The sequence below is a fragment of the Pseudonocardia lacus genome, from assembly GCF_018531445.1.
Taxonomy (GTDB): domain Bacteria; phylum Actinomycetota; class Actinomycetes; order Mycobacteriales; family Pseudonocardiaceae; genus Pseudonocardia; species Pseudonocardia lacus.
Window position 1 is genome coordinate 34,772 of the sequence record NZ_JAHDTH010000011.1, and the last position, 13,967, is coordinate 48,738.

General features: G+C 72.0%; 13 protein-coding genes. 4 read left to right on the top strand and 9 right to left on the bottom strand.

Annotation, left to right across the window (positions count from 1 at the left end):
• The 3 genes from KIK08_RS04175 to KIK08_RS04185 are packed head-to-tail and all read right to left on the bottom strand — an operon-like array spanning position 1 to position 3,084.
• Positions 1-909 (bottom strand): carbohydrate ABC transporter permease, encoded by a 909-nt coding sequence (locus tag KIK08_RS04175; RefSeq protein ID WP_214401634.1) that lies wholly within the window; start codon positions 907-909, stop codon positions 1-3.
• A 1-nt stretch (position 910) separates the two neighbouring features.
• Positions 911-1,798 (bottom strand): carbohydrate ABC transporter permease, encoded by an 888-nt coding sequence (locus tag KIK08_RS04180; protein WP_308257384.1) that lies wholly within the window; start codon positions 1,796-1,798, stop codon positions 911-913.
• Complete coding sequence (locus KIK08_RS04185; protein ID WP_214401635.1) at positions 1,795-3,084, bottom strand: extracellular solute-binding protein; 1,290 nt, start codon at positions 3,082-3,084, stop codon at positions 1,795-1,797. Before KIK08_RS04185 ends, KIK08_RS04180 begins: the two co-directional genes overlap by 4 nt.
• Before the next feature lie 279 nt (positions 3,085-3,363).
• Between KIK08_RS04185 and KIK08_RS04190 the strand changes: the two genes are divergently transcribed.
• Complete coding sequence (locus KIK08_RS04190) at positions 3,364-4,449, top strand: LacI family DNA-binding transcriptional regulator (protein WP_308257385.1); 1,086 nt, start codon at positions 3,364-3,366, stop codon at positions 4,447-4,449.
• Positions 4,450-4,502: 53 nt separating this feature from the next.
• Here KIK08_RS04190 and KIK08_RS04195 read toward each other — a convergent pair whose 3' ends face one another.
• Entirely contained in the window at positions 4,503-5,228 is a 726-nt protein-coding gene (locus tag KIK08_RS04195; protein ID WP_214401636.1) for an alpha/beta fold hydrolase, read from the bottom strand.
• Positions 5,229-5,363: 135 nt separating this feature from the next.
• On the opposite strand from KIK08_RS04195, the gene KIK08_RS04200 reads away from it, so the two are divergent.
• The 3 genes from KIK08_RS04200 to KIK08_RS04210 are packed head-to-tail and all read left to right on the top strand — an operon-like array spanning position 5,364 to position 7,256.
• Positions 5,364-5,714, top strand: a complete 351-nt coding sequence (locus KIK08_RS04200; protein WP_214401637.1) for a winged helix-turn-helix transcriptional regulator — start codon at positions 5,364-5,366, stop codon at positions 5,712-5,714.
• Positions 5,715-5,766: 52 nt separating this feature from the next.
• Positions 5,767-6,339: a dihydrofolate reductase family protein gene (locus KIK08_RS04205; RefSeq protein ID WP_214401638.1), complete on the top strand. Its 573-nt coding sequence runs from the start codon at positions 5,767-5,769 to the stop codon at positions 6,337-6,339.
• Entirely contained in the window at positions 6,336-7,256 is a 921-nt protein-coding gene (locus tag KIK08_RS04210) for a helix-turn-helix transcriptional regulator (RefSeq protein WP_214401639.1), read from the top strand. The genes KIK08_RS04205 and KIK08_RS04210 overlap by 4 nt, the downstream gene beginning before the upstream one ends.
• 88 nt (positions 7,257-7,344) lie before the next feature.
• Here KIK08_RS04210 and KIK08_RS04215 read toward each other — a convergent pair whose 3' ends face one another.
• From KIK08_RS04215 to KIK08_RS04235, 5 genes are all read right to left on the bottom strand, one after another.
• On the bottom strand, positions 7,345-9,009 hold the full coding sequence (locus KIK08_RS04215) for an ABC transporter ATP-binding protein (RefSeq protein ID WP_214401640.1): 1,665 nt from the start codon (positions 9,007-9,009) through the stop codon (positions 7,345-7,347).
• Positions 9,010-9,037: 28 nt separating this feature from the next.
• A complete protein-coding gene (locus tag KIK08_RS04220; protein WP_214401641.1) occupies positions 9,038-9,946 on the bottom strand; it encodes an ABC transporter permease in 909 nt (302 codons plus the stop codon).
• A complete protein-coding gene (locus KIK08_RS04225; RefSeq protein WP_214401642.1) occupies positions 9,943-10,956 on the bottom strand; it encodes an ABC transporter permease in 1,014 nt (337 codons plus the stop codon). The genes KIK08_RS04220 and KIK08_RS04225 overlap by 4 nt, the downstream gene beginning before the upstream one ends.
• Before the next feature lie 78 nt (positions 10,957-11,034).
• Positions 11,035-12,648: an ABC transporter substrate-binding protein gene (locus tag KIK08_RS04230; protein WP_214401643.1), complete on the bottom strand. Its 1,614-nt coding sequence runs from the start codon at positions 12,646-12,648 to the stop codon at positions 11,035-11,037.
• A gap of 43 nt (positions 12,649-12,691) precedes the next feature.
• Complete coding sequence (locus KIK08_RS04235; protein WP_308257387.1) at positions 12,692-13,957, bottom strand: aminotransferase class III-fold pyridoxal phosphate-dependent enzyme; 1,266 nt, start codon at positions 13,955-13,957, stop codon at positions 12,692-12,694.
• Between the last annotated feature and the right edge of the window lie 10 nt (positions 13,958-13,967).

A 13,967-nucleotide genomic window follows, 5' to 3' on the forward strand; every position in this document is an offset into this window, starting at 1 on the left:
TCACTTCGTGAACCCGGCTGCCAGCCCGGACAGCAGCTGGCGCCGTCCGATGATGTAGAGCGCGAGGATGGGCAGCGTCGTGAGCACCACCGACGCGAGCACCGCGGGGATGTTGATCGTGTACTGGCCCTGGAAGGTCCACAGCGCCAGCGGCAGCACCCGCAGCTCGGGGCTCTGGGTCAGCACCAGCGGCAGCAGGAACGCGTTCCACACGGTCAGCGCCTGGTAGATGCTCACGGTGACGAGCGCCGGGCGGGTCAGCGGGAAGGCCAGCCGCCACATCGTGCCCCACTCGGTCGCGCCGTCGAGCCGCATCGACTCGAACAGCTCCTTGGGCACGTCGCGGATGAAGTTGCCCAGGATGAGCACGGTCAGCGGGATGGCGAACGCGATGGAGGGCAGGATCAGCGCGAGCAGGCTGTCGTAGAGGTGCAGCCGGATGATGATCAGGTAGACCGGGATGATGGTGGCCTGCAGCGGGATCGCCAGGCCCATCAGGAACACGCCGTTGACCACCCGCAGGAACCGCCCCTGCCCCCCGCGCACGATCGCGAACGCGGCCATGAACGAGACCAGCACGGCGGGCACGGTCGTCCCCACGGTGATGATCACCGAGTTCAGGAAGTAGCGCAGGAAGCCGGACTCGATCACCAGGCGGTAGTTCGCCAGGGTCGGCTCCGCCGGGGGCGCCATCGGGTTCGTGCGGAAGTAGCTGGACTGGGCCTTGAAGCTGGTGATGACGATCCAGTAGACCGGCACGATGATGATCGCCAGCCAGATCCAGCCGGCCACGCCGGCGAGGTAGTTCGGGCGCTCGGCCGAGACGGCGCGGCGGCGGGTCGGTGCGGGGCGGCCGGCGCCCGGGCCCGCGGTCGCGGCGGGGGCCGGCAGCTGGGTGCTGGTCGACATCTCAGGCGCCCTCCAGCTGGCTCGCCGTCGGGTCCTTGCCGCCCAGCCGGCGCAGGGCCAGCGCCAGCGCCAACCCGACCAGGACCAGGATCGTGGCGATCACGCTGGCCGGACCCATCAGGTTGCCGCGGAAGCCGCGCAGGTACATGTCGACCGCGAGCGCCCGGGTCGCGTCGGCGGGACCGCCGGCGGTGAGCACGAAGATGAGATCGAAGAACGTCAGCGACCCGACCACCATCAGCGTCGATGAGGTGATCAGCGTGTACTTGAGCTGCGGCAGCGTGATCGCGAAGAACTGGCGCACCCGGCCGGCGCCGTCGATGCGCGCGGCCTCGTAGAGCGACACCGGGATCTGGCGCACCGCGCTCTGGTAGACCAGCGAGTGGAACGGGATGAACTGCCAGGACACCACGAACACCACGGTGCCCAGCGCCAGCACCGGCTCGCCGAGCCAGTTCTGCACCAGCCACGGCACGCCCAGCCCGGCGCCGAGGCCGAAGTTCGGGTCCAGCAGGGCCTTGTAGGCGATCGCGATGGCCGCCGAGCTGAGCAGAAGCGGCAGGAAGTACAGCACCGCGAGGAACGCGCGGTAGCGGTGGCCGCGCGCCAGGAAGGTCCCGATGAGGATGCTCACCGGGGTCTGCACCAGCCAGGACAGCGCCATGATCAGGAACGTGACCCAGAGGGCGTGCGGCAGCCCGGGGTCGGCCAGCACCGACGTCCAGCTGTCCAGGCCGGCCGGCATGATCTCGCCGAGGCCGTCCCAGCTGGTGAAGCTGAGCGCGACCACGGCCAGCAGCGGCAGGATGCCGAACGCGGCGAAGAACAGCAGGGCGGGCAGCACCAGCCAACCGAGCGAACGCTGCCCGCCCCCGACCGCCGAGGTCACGACGTCTGCGTAGCGTTCATGTTCGCCACCCACTGCTCGGGGGTGATCGTCAGGCCGAAGAGCTGCTCGATGTTGGTGAGCAGGACGTCGGCGGTGGCCGGGGGCAGCGCCTGGTCCCAGGACTGCGCGAAGACCGGAGCGTTCGAGCTCAGGTCGTAGACGAACTGCAGGAACTCCTCGTCGGCCGCCCCGGCGAACTTCGCGTCGGCGCCGTTGACGATCGGCACGCTGCCGGCCTTGGTGATCCAGTTGTCGGCGTCGGCGTCGGTCAGCAGGCCGTTGGCGAAGTAGTTCTTCGCGATGGTCTTCTCCTCCTCGGTGGCCGAGGAGTTCAGCGCCAGGTAGGACGCCGGGTTGCCGACGGCGAACGCGGGGTCGCCGACCCCGCCCTCGACCTCCGGGAAGGTCGTGAACCCGAGGTGCCCGCCGGGGACGAAGTCGCCGCCGTCCTCCTTCATGCCGCCGTAGGTCCAACTGCCGTGCAGCATCATCGCGGCCTTGCCGGTGTAGAGCAGGGCCTGGTCGGCGTTGGAGTCGGCGGTGACCGACTGGAAGCCGTTGACGAAGCCGCCGGCGCGGATGAAGTCCTGGATCTTGGTGAGCGCCTCGGTGACGGCCGGGTGCGACCAGCCGTCCTTCTCGCCGCCGGCGATGGTCTCGAACACCTCGGACCCGCCGATGCGGTCGAGCAGGTACTCCAGCCACATCATGCTGGTCCAGCGCGACTGCCCGCCCAGCGACATCGGCGCGATGCCGGCGTTGTTGAACACCGGCACGAGCGCCATCAGCTCGTTCCACGTCGTCGGGGGCTGGGCGCCGACCTGGGCGAACAGGTCCTTGTTGTAGTAGAAGACGATCGGCGAGACGTTCTCGCACGGCACGGCGTAGATCCGCCCGTCGATGGTGGCGGCGCCGAACGACGGGGCGAAGCGCTTGTCCTTGACGGCGGGGTTCTCGGCGAACCAGTCGGTCAGGTCGTCGACCTGGCCGTTGCGGACGTACTCGCGCAACCCGCCACCGCCCCAGGTCCAGATCATCGTCGGGGCCTGGTCGGCGCCGATCGCCGTCTTGATCTTGGCCTTGTAGGCGTCGTTCTGGAAGAACGTCAGCGCCAGCTTCCCGTCCGGGTTCGCGGCGTTGAACGCCTCCACCCCGGCCTGGCGGATGCCTTCCTGGGGCTGGGTGGACAGGTACCAGATGCTGGCCTCGCCGGCCCTGGCCTGCCCCGGGCCCGCCGTCCCGCACGAGGCGAGCGCGCTCATCCCGAGCGGCGCGGCGAGCGCCATCGTCAGGAAGGACCGTCGGGAAACACGGTGTCGATCTACACGGTGACGATCCACGTTGATCTCCGTTACGCCCGGGCCGCACCGCTGCGGCCGCCGCTTCCGACCTGCGGGCTGTTCGCAAACAGCTCCGATACCTTTCGCAAACCGGCCTGCGTTGCGACCATAGGAGTCGGTCGGCACGGCCGTCAACGGCCAACTTCCGGTACGGAGTAGTCGAAAAGTTTCGAGAATCAGCCGTTCGGCGGGTTAGGCTGTCGACCACCGGGCCCGGGTACCGCGGTGCCCCTGTGCGAGGAGGCACCCCTGCCCAGACCGGGACGGGCCGCGGGTCACCGGCCGGCCGGACGAACCACTCTCGCCCAGGTCGCCGCGTCGGCCGGGGTGTCCGTGCCGACCGTGTCCAAGGTCGTCAACGGCCGCGACGACGTCGCCCCCGGCACCCGGGCGCTCGTCGAGGAGGCGCTGCGCCGCCACGGCTACGTGCCGCCCTCCACGCGGCGCTCCGCCGCCGTCGCGTCGACGACGGTCGAACTGCTCATCCGGGGGCCGTTCACCGGCTACGTCGCCGAGGTGATCGACGGGGTCGTCCGGGCCGGCGTCGAGACCGGCACGGCGATCGTCGTCGGCTCGCTCGACGACCACCGCCGGCCCGCGGTCGGGCCGCGGGAGTGGGCCCGGCGCCTGGTCGCCGACGGCCGGGCCGGCGTCATCGTCGTGACCGGCTCGCTCACCCCGGCGCACATCGACGCCCTCGCCGCGGCCGCCGTGCCGCTGGTCGTGATCGACCCGCTGGACGCGCCGAGCGTCGAGGTGACCAGCGTGGGCTCGACGAACTTCGCCGGCGGGCTGAGCGCCTGCCGGCACCTGACCGACCTCGGGCACACCCGCATCGCCTACGTCGGCGGCCCCCCGAACTCCGGCTGCAACCAGGCCCGCCTGCACGGCTACCGGGCCGCGCTGGAGGCGGCCGGCGTCGCGGCCCGTCCCGAGCTCGTGCTCCACGAGGAGTTCGGCTACGAGGCCGGCCGCCGCGCCGGCGGCCGGCTGCTCGACCTGCCCGAGCCACCCACCGCGGTGGTCGGCGGCAGTGACACGATCGCGATCGGCGTCATCGAGGCCGCCCGCGTGCGGGGCCTGCGGGTGCCCGACGACCTCAGCGTCACCGGCTTCGACGACACCGAGCTGGCCACGGTCGCCTCGCCCCCGCTCACCGCGATCCGCCAGCCGCTGCGGGAGATGGGCCGCGTCGCGCTGAAGTCGGTCCTGCAGATGGCGGCGGGAACCGCGCTCGACTCCCACCACGTCGAGCTGGCCACGGAGCTGATCGTGCGGGGCACGACGGCCCCGCCGCCCGGCCCGGGGTGACCACGGCCGCTGATCGGGCGCGCCCGTCCGCGGGCAGGGGACTCGCGCACCGCTCAAGCGGCCAGGTTCAGCAGCAGCCCGGTCAGCTCGACCGGCATGGTGATCATGCAGTCGTGCCCGGTCGGTAGCTCCCGCACGTCGGACGGCTCACCGTTGGGCTGCAGGGGCGGGACCGGGCGGCGCACGAGGCCCTCCGGCGCGACGGTGTTGTGGATGTGCGTGCGGGGGATCTTGCGCGCGGCCGGGTGGTCCAGGTGGACCCGCTGCTGCAGGCACAGCACCGGCATGTCCGACAGGATCGTGCGCAGCCACGCGACGTCGGCGGGGTCGGTGACGCCGAACAGGCCGTGCGGGGCGGGCAGCTCGGGCATCGGCGGCACCCGCCAGCCGTCGGCCGAGCTGCGGGCCAGGTCGATCGCGTGCTGGTTCACCGGCATCACGTCGACCGCCGTCTCGCCGTCCTCGGGCACCATCGCGTCGAGGTAGACCAGGCGCGCGATCCGGTCCGGGACCGTGTCGGCCACCGAGGACACGACCAGCCCCGCGTAGCTGTGGCCGACCAGGACCACCTCGGTGAGGTCCAGGTACTCGATCAGCGACACGACGTCGGCGACGTGCGTGTCCAGCCCGACGTCGGGCCCCAGCAGGTGCCGACGGTCGCCGTAGCCGGTCAGCGACGGGGCGAGCACCCGGTGCCCGGCCGCCTCCAGCGGCGGGACCACCCGGTCCCAGGCCCGGCCGTCGTGCCAGGCGCCGTGCACCAGCAGGTAAGTCGTCATCGTGGGTGGACCTTCGTTCGTCGGCGGTTACGATCCGTGTGTCGGTTCCCTTCCGGAACCGGCTCCGATCGTGATCGTCCGACGTGCCCCAGGCAATAAGGCACATTCCCGTGCCCCGGTTCCGCGGAGGTAACCGTGCAGGTCCAGTGCGACCAGCCCCGTGCGCGCGAAGTGCTCGGCCTCGTCGGCGACAAGTGGTCGCTGCTGGTCGTGCGCAGCCTGCGGGACGGGCCGCGCCGCTTCACCGAGATCAAGCGCGAGATCGACGGCGTCAGCCAGCGGATGCTCACCGTCACGCTGCGCGGCCTGGAGCGCGACGGCATCCTCACCCGCACCGTGGTCGCCGTCATGCCGCCCCACGTCAGCTACGAGCTCACGGCGATGGGCACGGCGCTGCGCGAGGCCGCGGCGCCGCTGCTGGAGTGGAGCGTCGCGCACCTGGCCCGGATCGACGCCGCCCGCGCCGACTACGACGCGCGCCCGTGAGTGCGCAAGAACGGTCGGGCGCCGGGGCCCGGCGGTCCGCCACGCTGGTCCCATGACCGGGACGACACCCAAGACCGTCTACTACACCGCGACCACCCTGGACGGCTACATCGCCGACGCCGAGGACTCGTTGGACTGGTTGTTCGTGCAGGACATCGACCAGGACGGCCCGATGAACTACAACGCGTTCATCGCCGACGTCGGAGCACTGGTCATGGGCGCGACGACCTACGAGTGGATCCGCGCGCGGATCGCCGAGGGCCGGGAGAAGTGGAGCTACAGCGTGCCGACCACCGTCGTCACCCACCGCGACCTGCCGGCGGTCGAGGGCGCCGACCTGCGCTTCGCCTCCGGCGACGTCGCCGCCGTGCACGCCGACCTGGTGGCCGCCGCGGGCGGGCGCGACGTGTGGGTCGTCGGCGGCGGCGACCTGGCCGGGCAGTTCGCCGACGCCGGGTTGCTCGACGAGATCGTCGCGGCGATCGCCCCGGTCACGCTGGGGGAGGGGCGGGCGATCTTCCCGCGGCGGTACGCGCTGCGCCTGCTCGACGTGGCCCGCAACGGCGACTTCGCGTGCGCCCGCTACGCGGTGGTCGGCCCCCGCACCACGGACTGGTCGGGGTGACCGGCCGCGACCGCCTCCGCGAGCTCCTCGACGCCGTCCTCGACGAGGAGCACCGGTCGCTGGCCGCGATGGCCGACGGCGCGTACTCCTCGCCGTTCCACTTCAGCCGCAGGCTGACCCGCGACACCGGCGAGCCGCCCGTGCAGATGCGCCGGCGCGTGGCGCTCGAACGCGCCGCGTGGCAGCTCGCCCACGGCGCCACCGTCACCGACGCCGCGTTCGCCGCCGGCTACGGCTCGGTCGAGGGCTTCGCGCGCGCGTTCGCCCGGGCGTACGGCTACCCGCCCAGCGCGACCCCCACCGGGCCGGCACCCGGCTCGGCGCACTGGCTGCCGGCCCCGAACGGCATCCACTTCCACGCCCCCGACGGGCTGTGGATCGAGGGACCCGTCCAGGCGTCGTCGGGTGAGGTCACCGTGCTGCTGGTGCACCACGACGTGCAGGACGTGCGCGCGCTCGTCGAACTGGCCAAGGGCCTGGACCCGGCCGAGTACCTGCGCGAGCGCATGCCGGGGCTGGTGCTGCTGGAGTGGGCGGGGCCGGAGGGGTCGATCGCGGCGCTGCTCAACCGGGCGGTGGGCACCTACGAGATCTGGTTGGCCTCGGTCGAGGGGGCCGACCACCCGGGGCGGCTGCGCGACGACGACGATCCGGTCGGGTTGAGCGCCCGGCTCGATGCCGTCGTGCCGCGCTGGTTGGCGTTCGTGAGCGACGTCGAGCGGCGGCGGGCGTGGGGGGACCGGGTGGTCGACGCGTTGTGCGATCCCCCGGAGAGCTTCGTGCTCGGGAGCGTGCTGGCGCACGTGCTCACGTACTCGGCGCAGCGGAGGGGGCTGGCGCGGACGTTGTTGCGGGAGGCCGGGGTCGGGGTCGATGACGGGGACCCCATCGAGTGGTTGCGGCGGCACGCGCCGTGAGCTGAGCCTGCCGAAGGTGTGCGACAGTGACTCTCGTTGCGCCTGGTTGGACGAGAGTCACCGTCGCTCGGCCCGGACCGGGCACCACCTACGTCAGGAGCTTGGGGCCGGCGCCCTGGCCCGTCGGCGTGCCGACCGGGATGGCGGCGAGCAGTTCCTTCGTGTACTCGTGCTGCGGGTCGCGGAACAGCGCGTCCGGTGACCCGCTCTCCACGATCCGACCCGCCTTCATGACGTGCACGTGGTGGCACAGGATGCGGACGACGGCGAGGTCGTGGCTGATGAAGACGTAGCTGAGGCCCAGCCGGCGCTGCAGCTCGACGAGCAGGTCGAGGATCTGGGCCTGGACGAGCACGTCGAGGGCCGAGACCGCCTCGTCGAGGATCACGACCTCGGGGTCGAGGGCCAGTGCCCGGGCGATCGCGACGCGCTGGCGCTGGCCGCCGGAGAGTTCGTGGGGGTAGCGGTCGGCGAGGTCGGGGTCCAGGGCGACCTGGGTCAGCAGCTCGGACACCCGGGCGTCCTGCTCCGCGCGGGTGCCGATCCGGTGCACCTCCAGCGGCTCGCGGACGGTGTCGCCGACCGTGTAGCGGGGGTCGAGCGCGGCGTAGGGGTTCTGGAAGACCGGCTGGACCCGGCGGCGGAACGCGAACAGGTCGCGCCCGGCCAGGCCGGTGACCTCGCGGTCGTCGAAGACGATGTCGCCGGAGGTGCTCGGTTCGAGCATCAGCAGCATCTTCGCGGTGGTGGACTTGCCCGAGCCGCTCTCGCCGACGATGCCGACGGTGCGCCCGCGCGGCACCGAGAACGAGACGTCGTCGACCGCGGCGAAGCGCGAGCGGCGGCCGAACGCGCCGTTGCGCACGGCGTACTCCTTGCGCAGGCCCGTCACCTCGATGACCGGCGCAGCGTCGGTGAGCGTCTCGGCGCCGACCAGCGACTCGGTGGCCATGCCGGGGGCGGCGTCGAGGAGCCTGCGCGTGTAGTCGTTGCGCGGGTCGTTGAGCACCTCCGCCGTCGGGCCGCTCTCGACGACGGCGCCGCGGTGCATCACCACGACGCGGTCGGCGCGCTCGGCGGCGAGCGCGAGGTCGTGGGTGACGAGCAGGACGGCCGTGCCCATCGAGGTGGTCAGCTCGTCGAGCAGGTCGAGGACGATCTTCTGCACGGTCACGTCGAGGGCCGAGGTGGGCTCGTCGGCGATGAGCAACTGGGGCCGGCAGGCCAGGCCCATCGCGATCAGCACCCGCTGGCGCATGCCGCCGGAGAACTCGTGCGGGTACTGCCGGTAGCGCTGGCGGGGGTCGGGGATGCCGACCGCGTCGAGCAGTTCGACGGCGCGGTCGCGGGCCGCGCGGCCGCCGGCCACGCCGTGGATCCGGAAGATCTCCGAGATCTGCTTGCCGACGGGCAGCAGCGGGTTGAGGTTGGACATCGGGTCCTGCGGGACCAGGCCGATCCGCCTGCCCCGCACGGCGTTCATCCGCCGCTCGGGCAGGGCGAGCAGGTCGGTGCCGTCGAAGTCGATCGAGCCGGCGGTCACGTGGCCGTTCGCGGCCAGCAGCCCGTTGATCGCCGAGGCCAGCGTCGACTTGCCGGACCCGCTCTCGCCGACGATGGCGACGGTCTCGCCGCGGCGGACCGCGAGGTCCGCGCCGCGCACCGCCTCGACGGGTCCGCGGTCGGTGGTGAACGCGACGGTCAGGCCGGCGATCGCCAGCAGGGGGCGGTCGTCGTCGGGCGTGGCGGTCATCGGGCCGGCTTTCTGGTCGGGGGCGCGCTCACCGGACGCGGGTCCGGACGTTGAGGACGTCGCGCAGGCTGTCGCCGAGGAAGTTCACCGCGAGGACGATGGTGACCATGGCCAGGCCGGGCCCGGCGGCGATCCACCACTGGTAGAAGTTCGCCGAGCCCTCGGTGATCATCGCGCCCCACTCGGGGGAGGGCGGCAGCGCGCCGAGGCCGAGGAAGCTCAGCGAGGCGACCAGGATGATGATCATGCCGAGGTCCATGGTCGCGGAGACCAGCACCGGGGTCATGGCGTGCGGGAGCACGTGCTTGCGCAGGGTGGTGAGGCGGCTCATCCCGATCGCGCGCGCGGACATGACGTACTCCCGCTCCTTGATCGAGAGGATCTGACCGCGGATGAGCCGGGCGTAGATGGGCCACCAGACCACGACGATCGCCAGGAACGAGTTGGTCAGGCCGGGCCCGAGCGCGGCGGCCACCGCCATCGCCAGCAGGATGCTGGGGAAGGCCATGGTGATGTCGGCCAGGCGCATCAGCACGGAGTCGACGATGCCGCCGTAGAAGCCGGCGACGGCCCCGATGACGCAGCCGACGAGCGCGGCGATGCTGATCGTGGCCAGGGCGATCGGCAGCGACAGCCGCGCCCCGTGCAGCACCCGGGACAGGACGTCGCGGCCCAGGGTGTCGGTGCCCAGCAGGAACTCGCCCGACGGTGGGCTGAGCCGGGGCCCGGCCACCGCGTACGGGTCGTAGGGCGCGATCACACCGGCGAACGCGATCACCAGGACCCACAGCGCGACCACCGCGGCGCCGAGGACGATCGAGGGCGTGCGGAACCGGCGCAGCCGCAGGCGCACCGGGACGCTCGCGCCCGGCGGTGTCCCGCCGGGCCCGTCCGGTCCCACGGCCGGGGTGCCCGTCGGGGCGGCGGCCAGCGTCATGAGAGCCTCACTCGGGGGTCGACGACGGCGTAGGCGATGTCGGTGACCAGGTTGGCGACCAGGAAGATGCAGCCGCCGACGAGGCAGACCCCGGTGATCGCGGGGAAGTCCAGCGCCCGGGACGACTCGACGGCGTAGGTCCCGATGCCGTTCCAGGAGAAGATCGTCTCGATCAGCACCGCGCCCATGATCAGCAGGCCGACCGAGACGCCGACGATCGTGATGACGGGTGTGATCGCGTTGCGCAGGACGTGCCGGTTCAGCACCTGGCCGCGGGTCATGCCCTTGGCCCGGGCGGTGCGGGCGTAGTCCGAGCCCTGCTCCTCCAGCATCTGCGAGCGCACGATGCGGATCACCGTGCCCAGCAGCGCCAGGCTCATGATCAGCGCGGGCATGAGCAGGTGCCCGAACGCGTCGACGAACAGCGGCCAGTCGCCGGCCAGCAGGGCGTCGACGGTGTAGAAGCCGGTGGCGTCCGGCGGCGGGATGACGCGCGCGGACAGCCGCCCCGGTCCGGCGGCGACCCCGAGGCTGGCGTAGAAGATGAACAGGAAGATCAGCCCGACCCAGAACACCGGCAGCGACGACCCGAGCAGCGCCAGCACCCGCACCACGCTGTCGACGATCCGGCCCCGCATGCGGGCGGCCAGCACCCCGAGCAGGGTCCCGATGACGATCGCGAACACCAGGGCCATGGCCGCGAGCTCGAGCGTGGCCGGGAGGCGGTCGGCGAGGTCCGAGCCGACCGGCGCCTTCGTGCGGAACGACGTGCCCATGTCGCCCTGCAGCAGGTTCGCGATGTAGAGGAAGTACTGCTCGGGCAGGCTCTTGTCGAGCCCCCACCGCTCGGTGGCCGCGCGGACGATGTCGGGGTTGCCGAGGTTGCGCTCGCCGACGATCGAGGCGAGCGGGTTGTCGGCGACGGCGTGCGAGAGCAGGAACGCGATGGTCACGATCCCCCACAGCAGCAGGGGCATCAGGGCCAGGCGCTTGGCGACGAATCGGATCATCAGCTCAGGTCCACGGGGTCGGGTGGTGGTGGGCCGGGGGGTGGTGCGGGGGTGGCCGGGCCACCCCCGCACCGCGGGTCACCCCGCGTTGAACTTGATGCGGGTCAGGTCCAGGTTGCGGGTGATGTCCAGGTTGTTGCCGGTCACGTCGGCCGAGCTGGCCAACAGGTACTGCGGGTTCACCACGGGCAGGATGATGGCGTCGTTGTACATCAGCTTCGCCAGCTCGGTGTAGGAGGCGGTGCGCTCCGCGCCGGTCTGCGACAGCGCCGCCACCGCCAGCTGCTGCTGCTGGGGGTTGACCGGCACGCCGGCCCGCTCGGCCCAGACCGAGCCCTCGATGAGCCCGAAGTACTGGAAGTACTGGATCGAGTCCGGGTGGTCCGGGGCGAAGTAGACGGCCGTCACCGGGATGCCCTCACCGAGGCGGTCGGCCCAGGCCTGGTACTCCAGGGGCTGCAGGTCGAGCTGGATCCCGACGCCGCCCAGCGACTGCTGGATCGACTGCATCATGGTGGCGAAGTTGACGCCGTAGATCGTGAAGGTCGGGAAGACGGCCTGCAGGGTGAGCCCGCCGCCGTGGCCGGCCTCGGCGAGCAGCGCCTTGGCGCCCTCCGGGTCGTACTCGGGCAGGGGCAGGCCCTCGGTGCCCTCGAAGCCGTTGGGCACGCCGGTGGCCTGCTTCTCGCCGTTGCCGGCCACGGTCGCGTCGATCACCGACGTGTAGTCGATCGCTTTGCGGACCGCCTCGCGCACCCGCGGGTCCTGCAGCGCCTCGCCGCCGGCCTTGCCGGGGGACAGCGCGATGTAGACGAAGTTCGGCGAGGGCACGACCTCGGTGGTGAGGTTCGGGGCGTTCTCGATCTGGCCCAGCGCGTCGAAGCTCAGCTGCATGGCCACGTCGATGTCGCCCTGCTGGAGCTGCTGGAGCTGGGCGGAGGAGTCCGTCACCTCCTTGATGGTGACGTCGGTGAAGTTCGGCTTCTCGCCCCAGTACTTGTCGTTGGCCTTCAGCACCAGCTGCGAGCCCTCGGCGTAGGAGTCGAGCACGTACTGCCCGCTGCCCGCCGAGTTGCTCAGGAACCACTGCTCGGCCTGGTCGGAGGAGGCCGCGTTCGCGTCCGCGGTGGCGCCGTTCTCGGCGGCGACGTCGGAGTTGATGATGCCGGTGTAGCCGGCGGAGACGATGTTGAAGAACGCCGAGTTCGGCAGTTCCGAGGTCGCCACCACGGTGCGGGCGTCGGGGGCCTCGACCTTGGTGATGCCGGCCATGAAGTAGCTGGGCGAGCCGGCCAGGTTCTTCAGCCGCTCCCACGACCACACGACGTCCTTGGCCTCCACGGGCGAGCCGTCGGAGAACACGGCGTCGGCGCGCAGCGTGAAGGTGAACTGGGTGTTGTCCGCGTTCGCCTCCCACTTCTCGGCCAGCAGCGGCTCGAGCTCCCCCTCGGGCGTGGCGTGCAGCAGCGACTCGTAGACCGCCGCGTTGTAGATCTGGCAGGTGTCGCACAGCGAGCGCGAGATGTCGAGCGTGGTGACGTCCATGGCCCGGCCGAGGATGATCCCGGTGCGTTCCTGGGTGGCCGGCGCGGCGCTCGAACAGGCGGCCAGCCCGATCGCGACCGCCATGGCGGCGGCGGCTCGTGCGACGACCCGGGACTTCCTGGCTCTGCGCAGGGGGATGGGGCTCATCGGGGTGTCTCCTCTGTCGTACCGGGGTCGGGGGGAGTGGGGGTCACGAGCCGGCCCGGAGGGCGGCCGCGGTCTCGGCGAGGGCGCTGTCGGTCAGCTCCAGCACCTCGTCGATCACCTCGACGGTGTGCGCGGTCGACAGGAACATGTTGTGCCAGGGGTGCAGCAGGACCCCGCGCCGCACGGCGGCGTCGGTGAACGCGAACGCCGTCTTCTTGTCGGGGTCGTCGGCGAAGACCAGCAGCGGCATCTGCACCGGGCCGGTCAGGCTCAGCGCCAGCCCGTGCCGGCGGCCCTGGGCCTCCAGCCCGGCCTTGAACCGCTCGCCCGGCACCCGCATCACGGCGGGCGCGTCGATCTCGACGGCCTGGCGCACCGTGGCGATCGCGGCGGCCATCGGCACCGCCGAGTACCAGAACGAGCCGGTCACGTAGACCTCGGAGGCGGCATCGGCCAGCGCGTCGGTCCCGACCAGCGCGGAGATCGCGTAGCCGTTGCCCAGCGCCTTGGAGAAGGCGGTCATGTCGGGCCGCACGCCGAGGCCCTCCCAGGCCCCGTGCACGTCGAGCCGGAAGCCGCTGCGGACCTCGTCGAGGATGAGCACGGCGCCGATGCGGGTGGCCAGCTCGCGGACCGCCCGGGCGAACGCCGGGTCGACGTCCTCCTGGGCGACGAACGAGTCGTGCCGGAACGGGGCGACGATGATCGCGGCGACGTCGCCGTCGTGGGCAGCGGCCGCGGCCTCCAGCGAGGCGACGTCGTTGTACTCGAACTCGACGATGTTGGCCCGGTCCTGCGGGGTCACCCCGGCCGACCGGGGGGTGAACCAGTCGTTCGCGCCGTGGTAGGCGACGGCGGCCTTGAGCAGCTTCGTGCGGCCGGTGGCCACGCGCGCGACGCGCACCGCCGTCGACGTGGCGTCGGTGCCGTTCTTGGCGAACATCGCCCAGTCGGCGTGGTGGATCGTCGAGGTCAGCAGCTCGGCCAGCTCGACCATCCGCGGGCTCGGGCCCGACAGCGTGTCGCCCAGCGCGAGCTGGCGGGCGGCGGCCTCGTCGACGACCGGGTTGCGGTGGCCCAGCAGCATCGGGCCGAAGGCGCAGAGGAAGTCGACGTAGCGGTTGTCGTCCGCGTCCCAGGCGTGTGCGCCCTCGCCGCGGGCCCAGAACTGCGGGAACGACGGCGGCATCGTCCGGTCGTTGACGAGCATGTGGCCGTACATGCCGCCGGGGATGACCTTCGCCGCCCTGTCGCGCAGCTCCCGGTCGAGGCGGGTCAGCCGCACAGGGGGGTCGGCAGCCAGAGTCACGGGGTCTCCT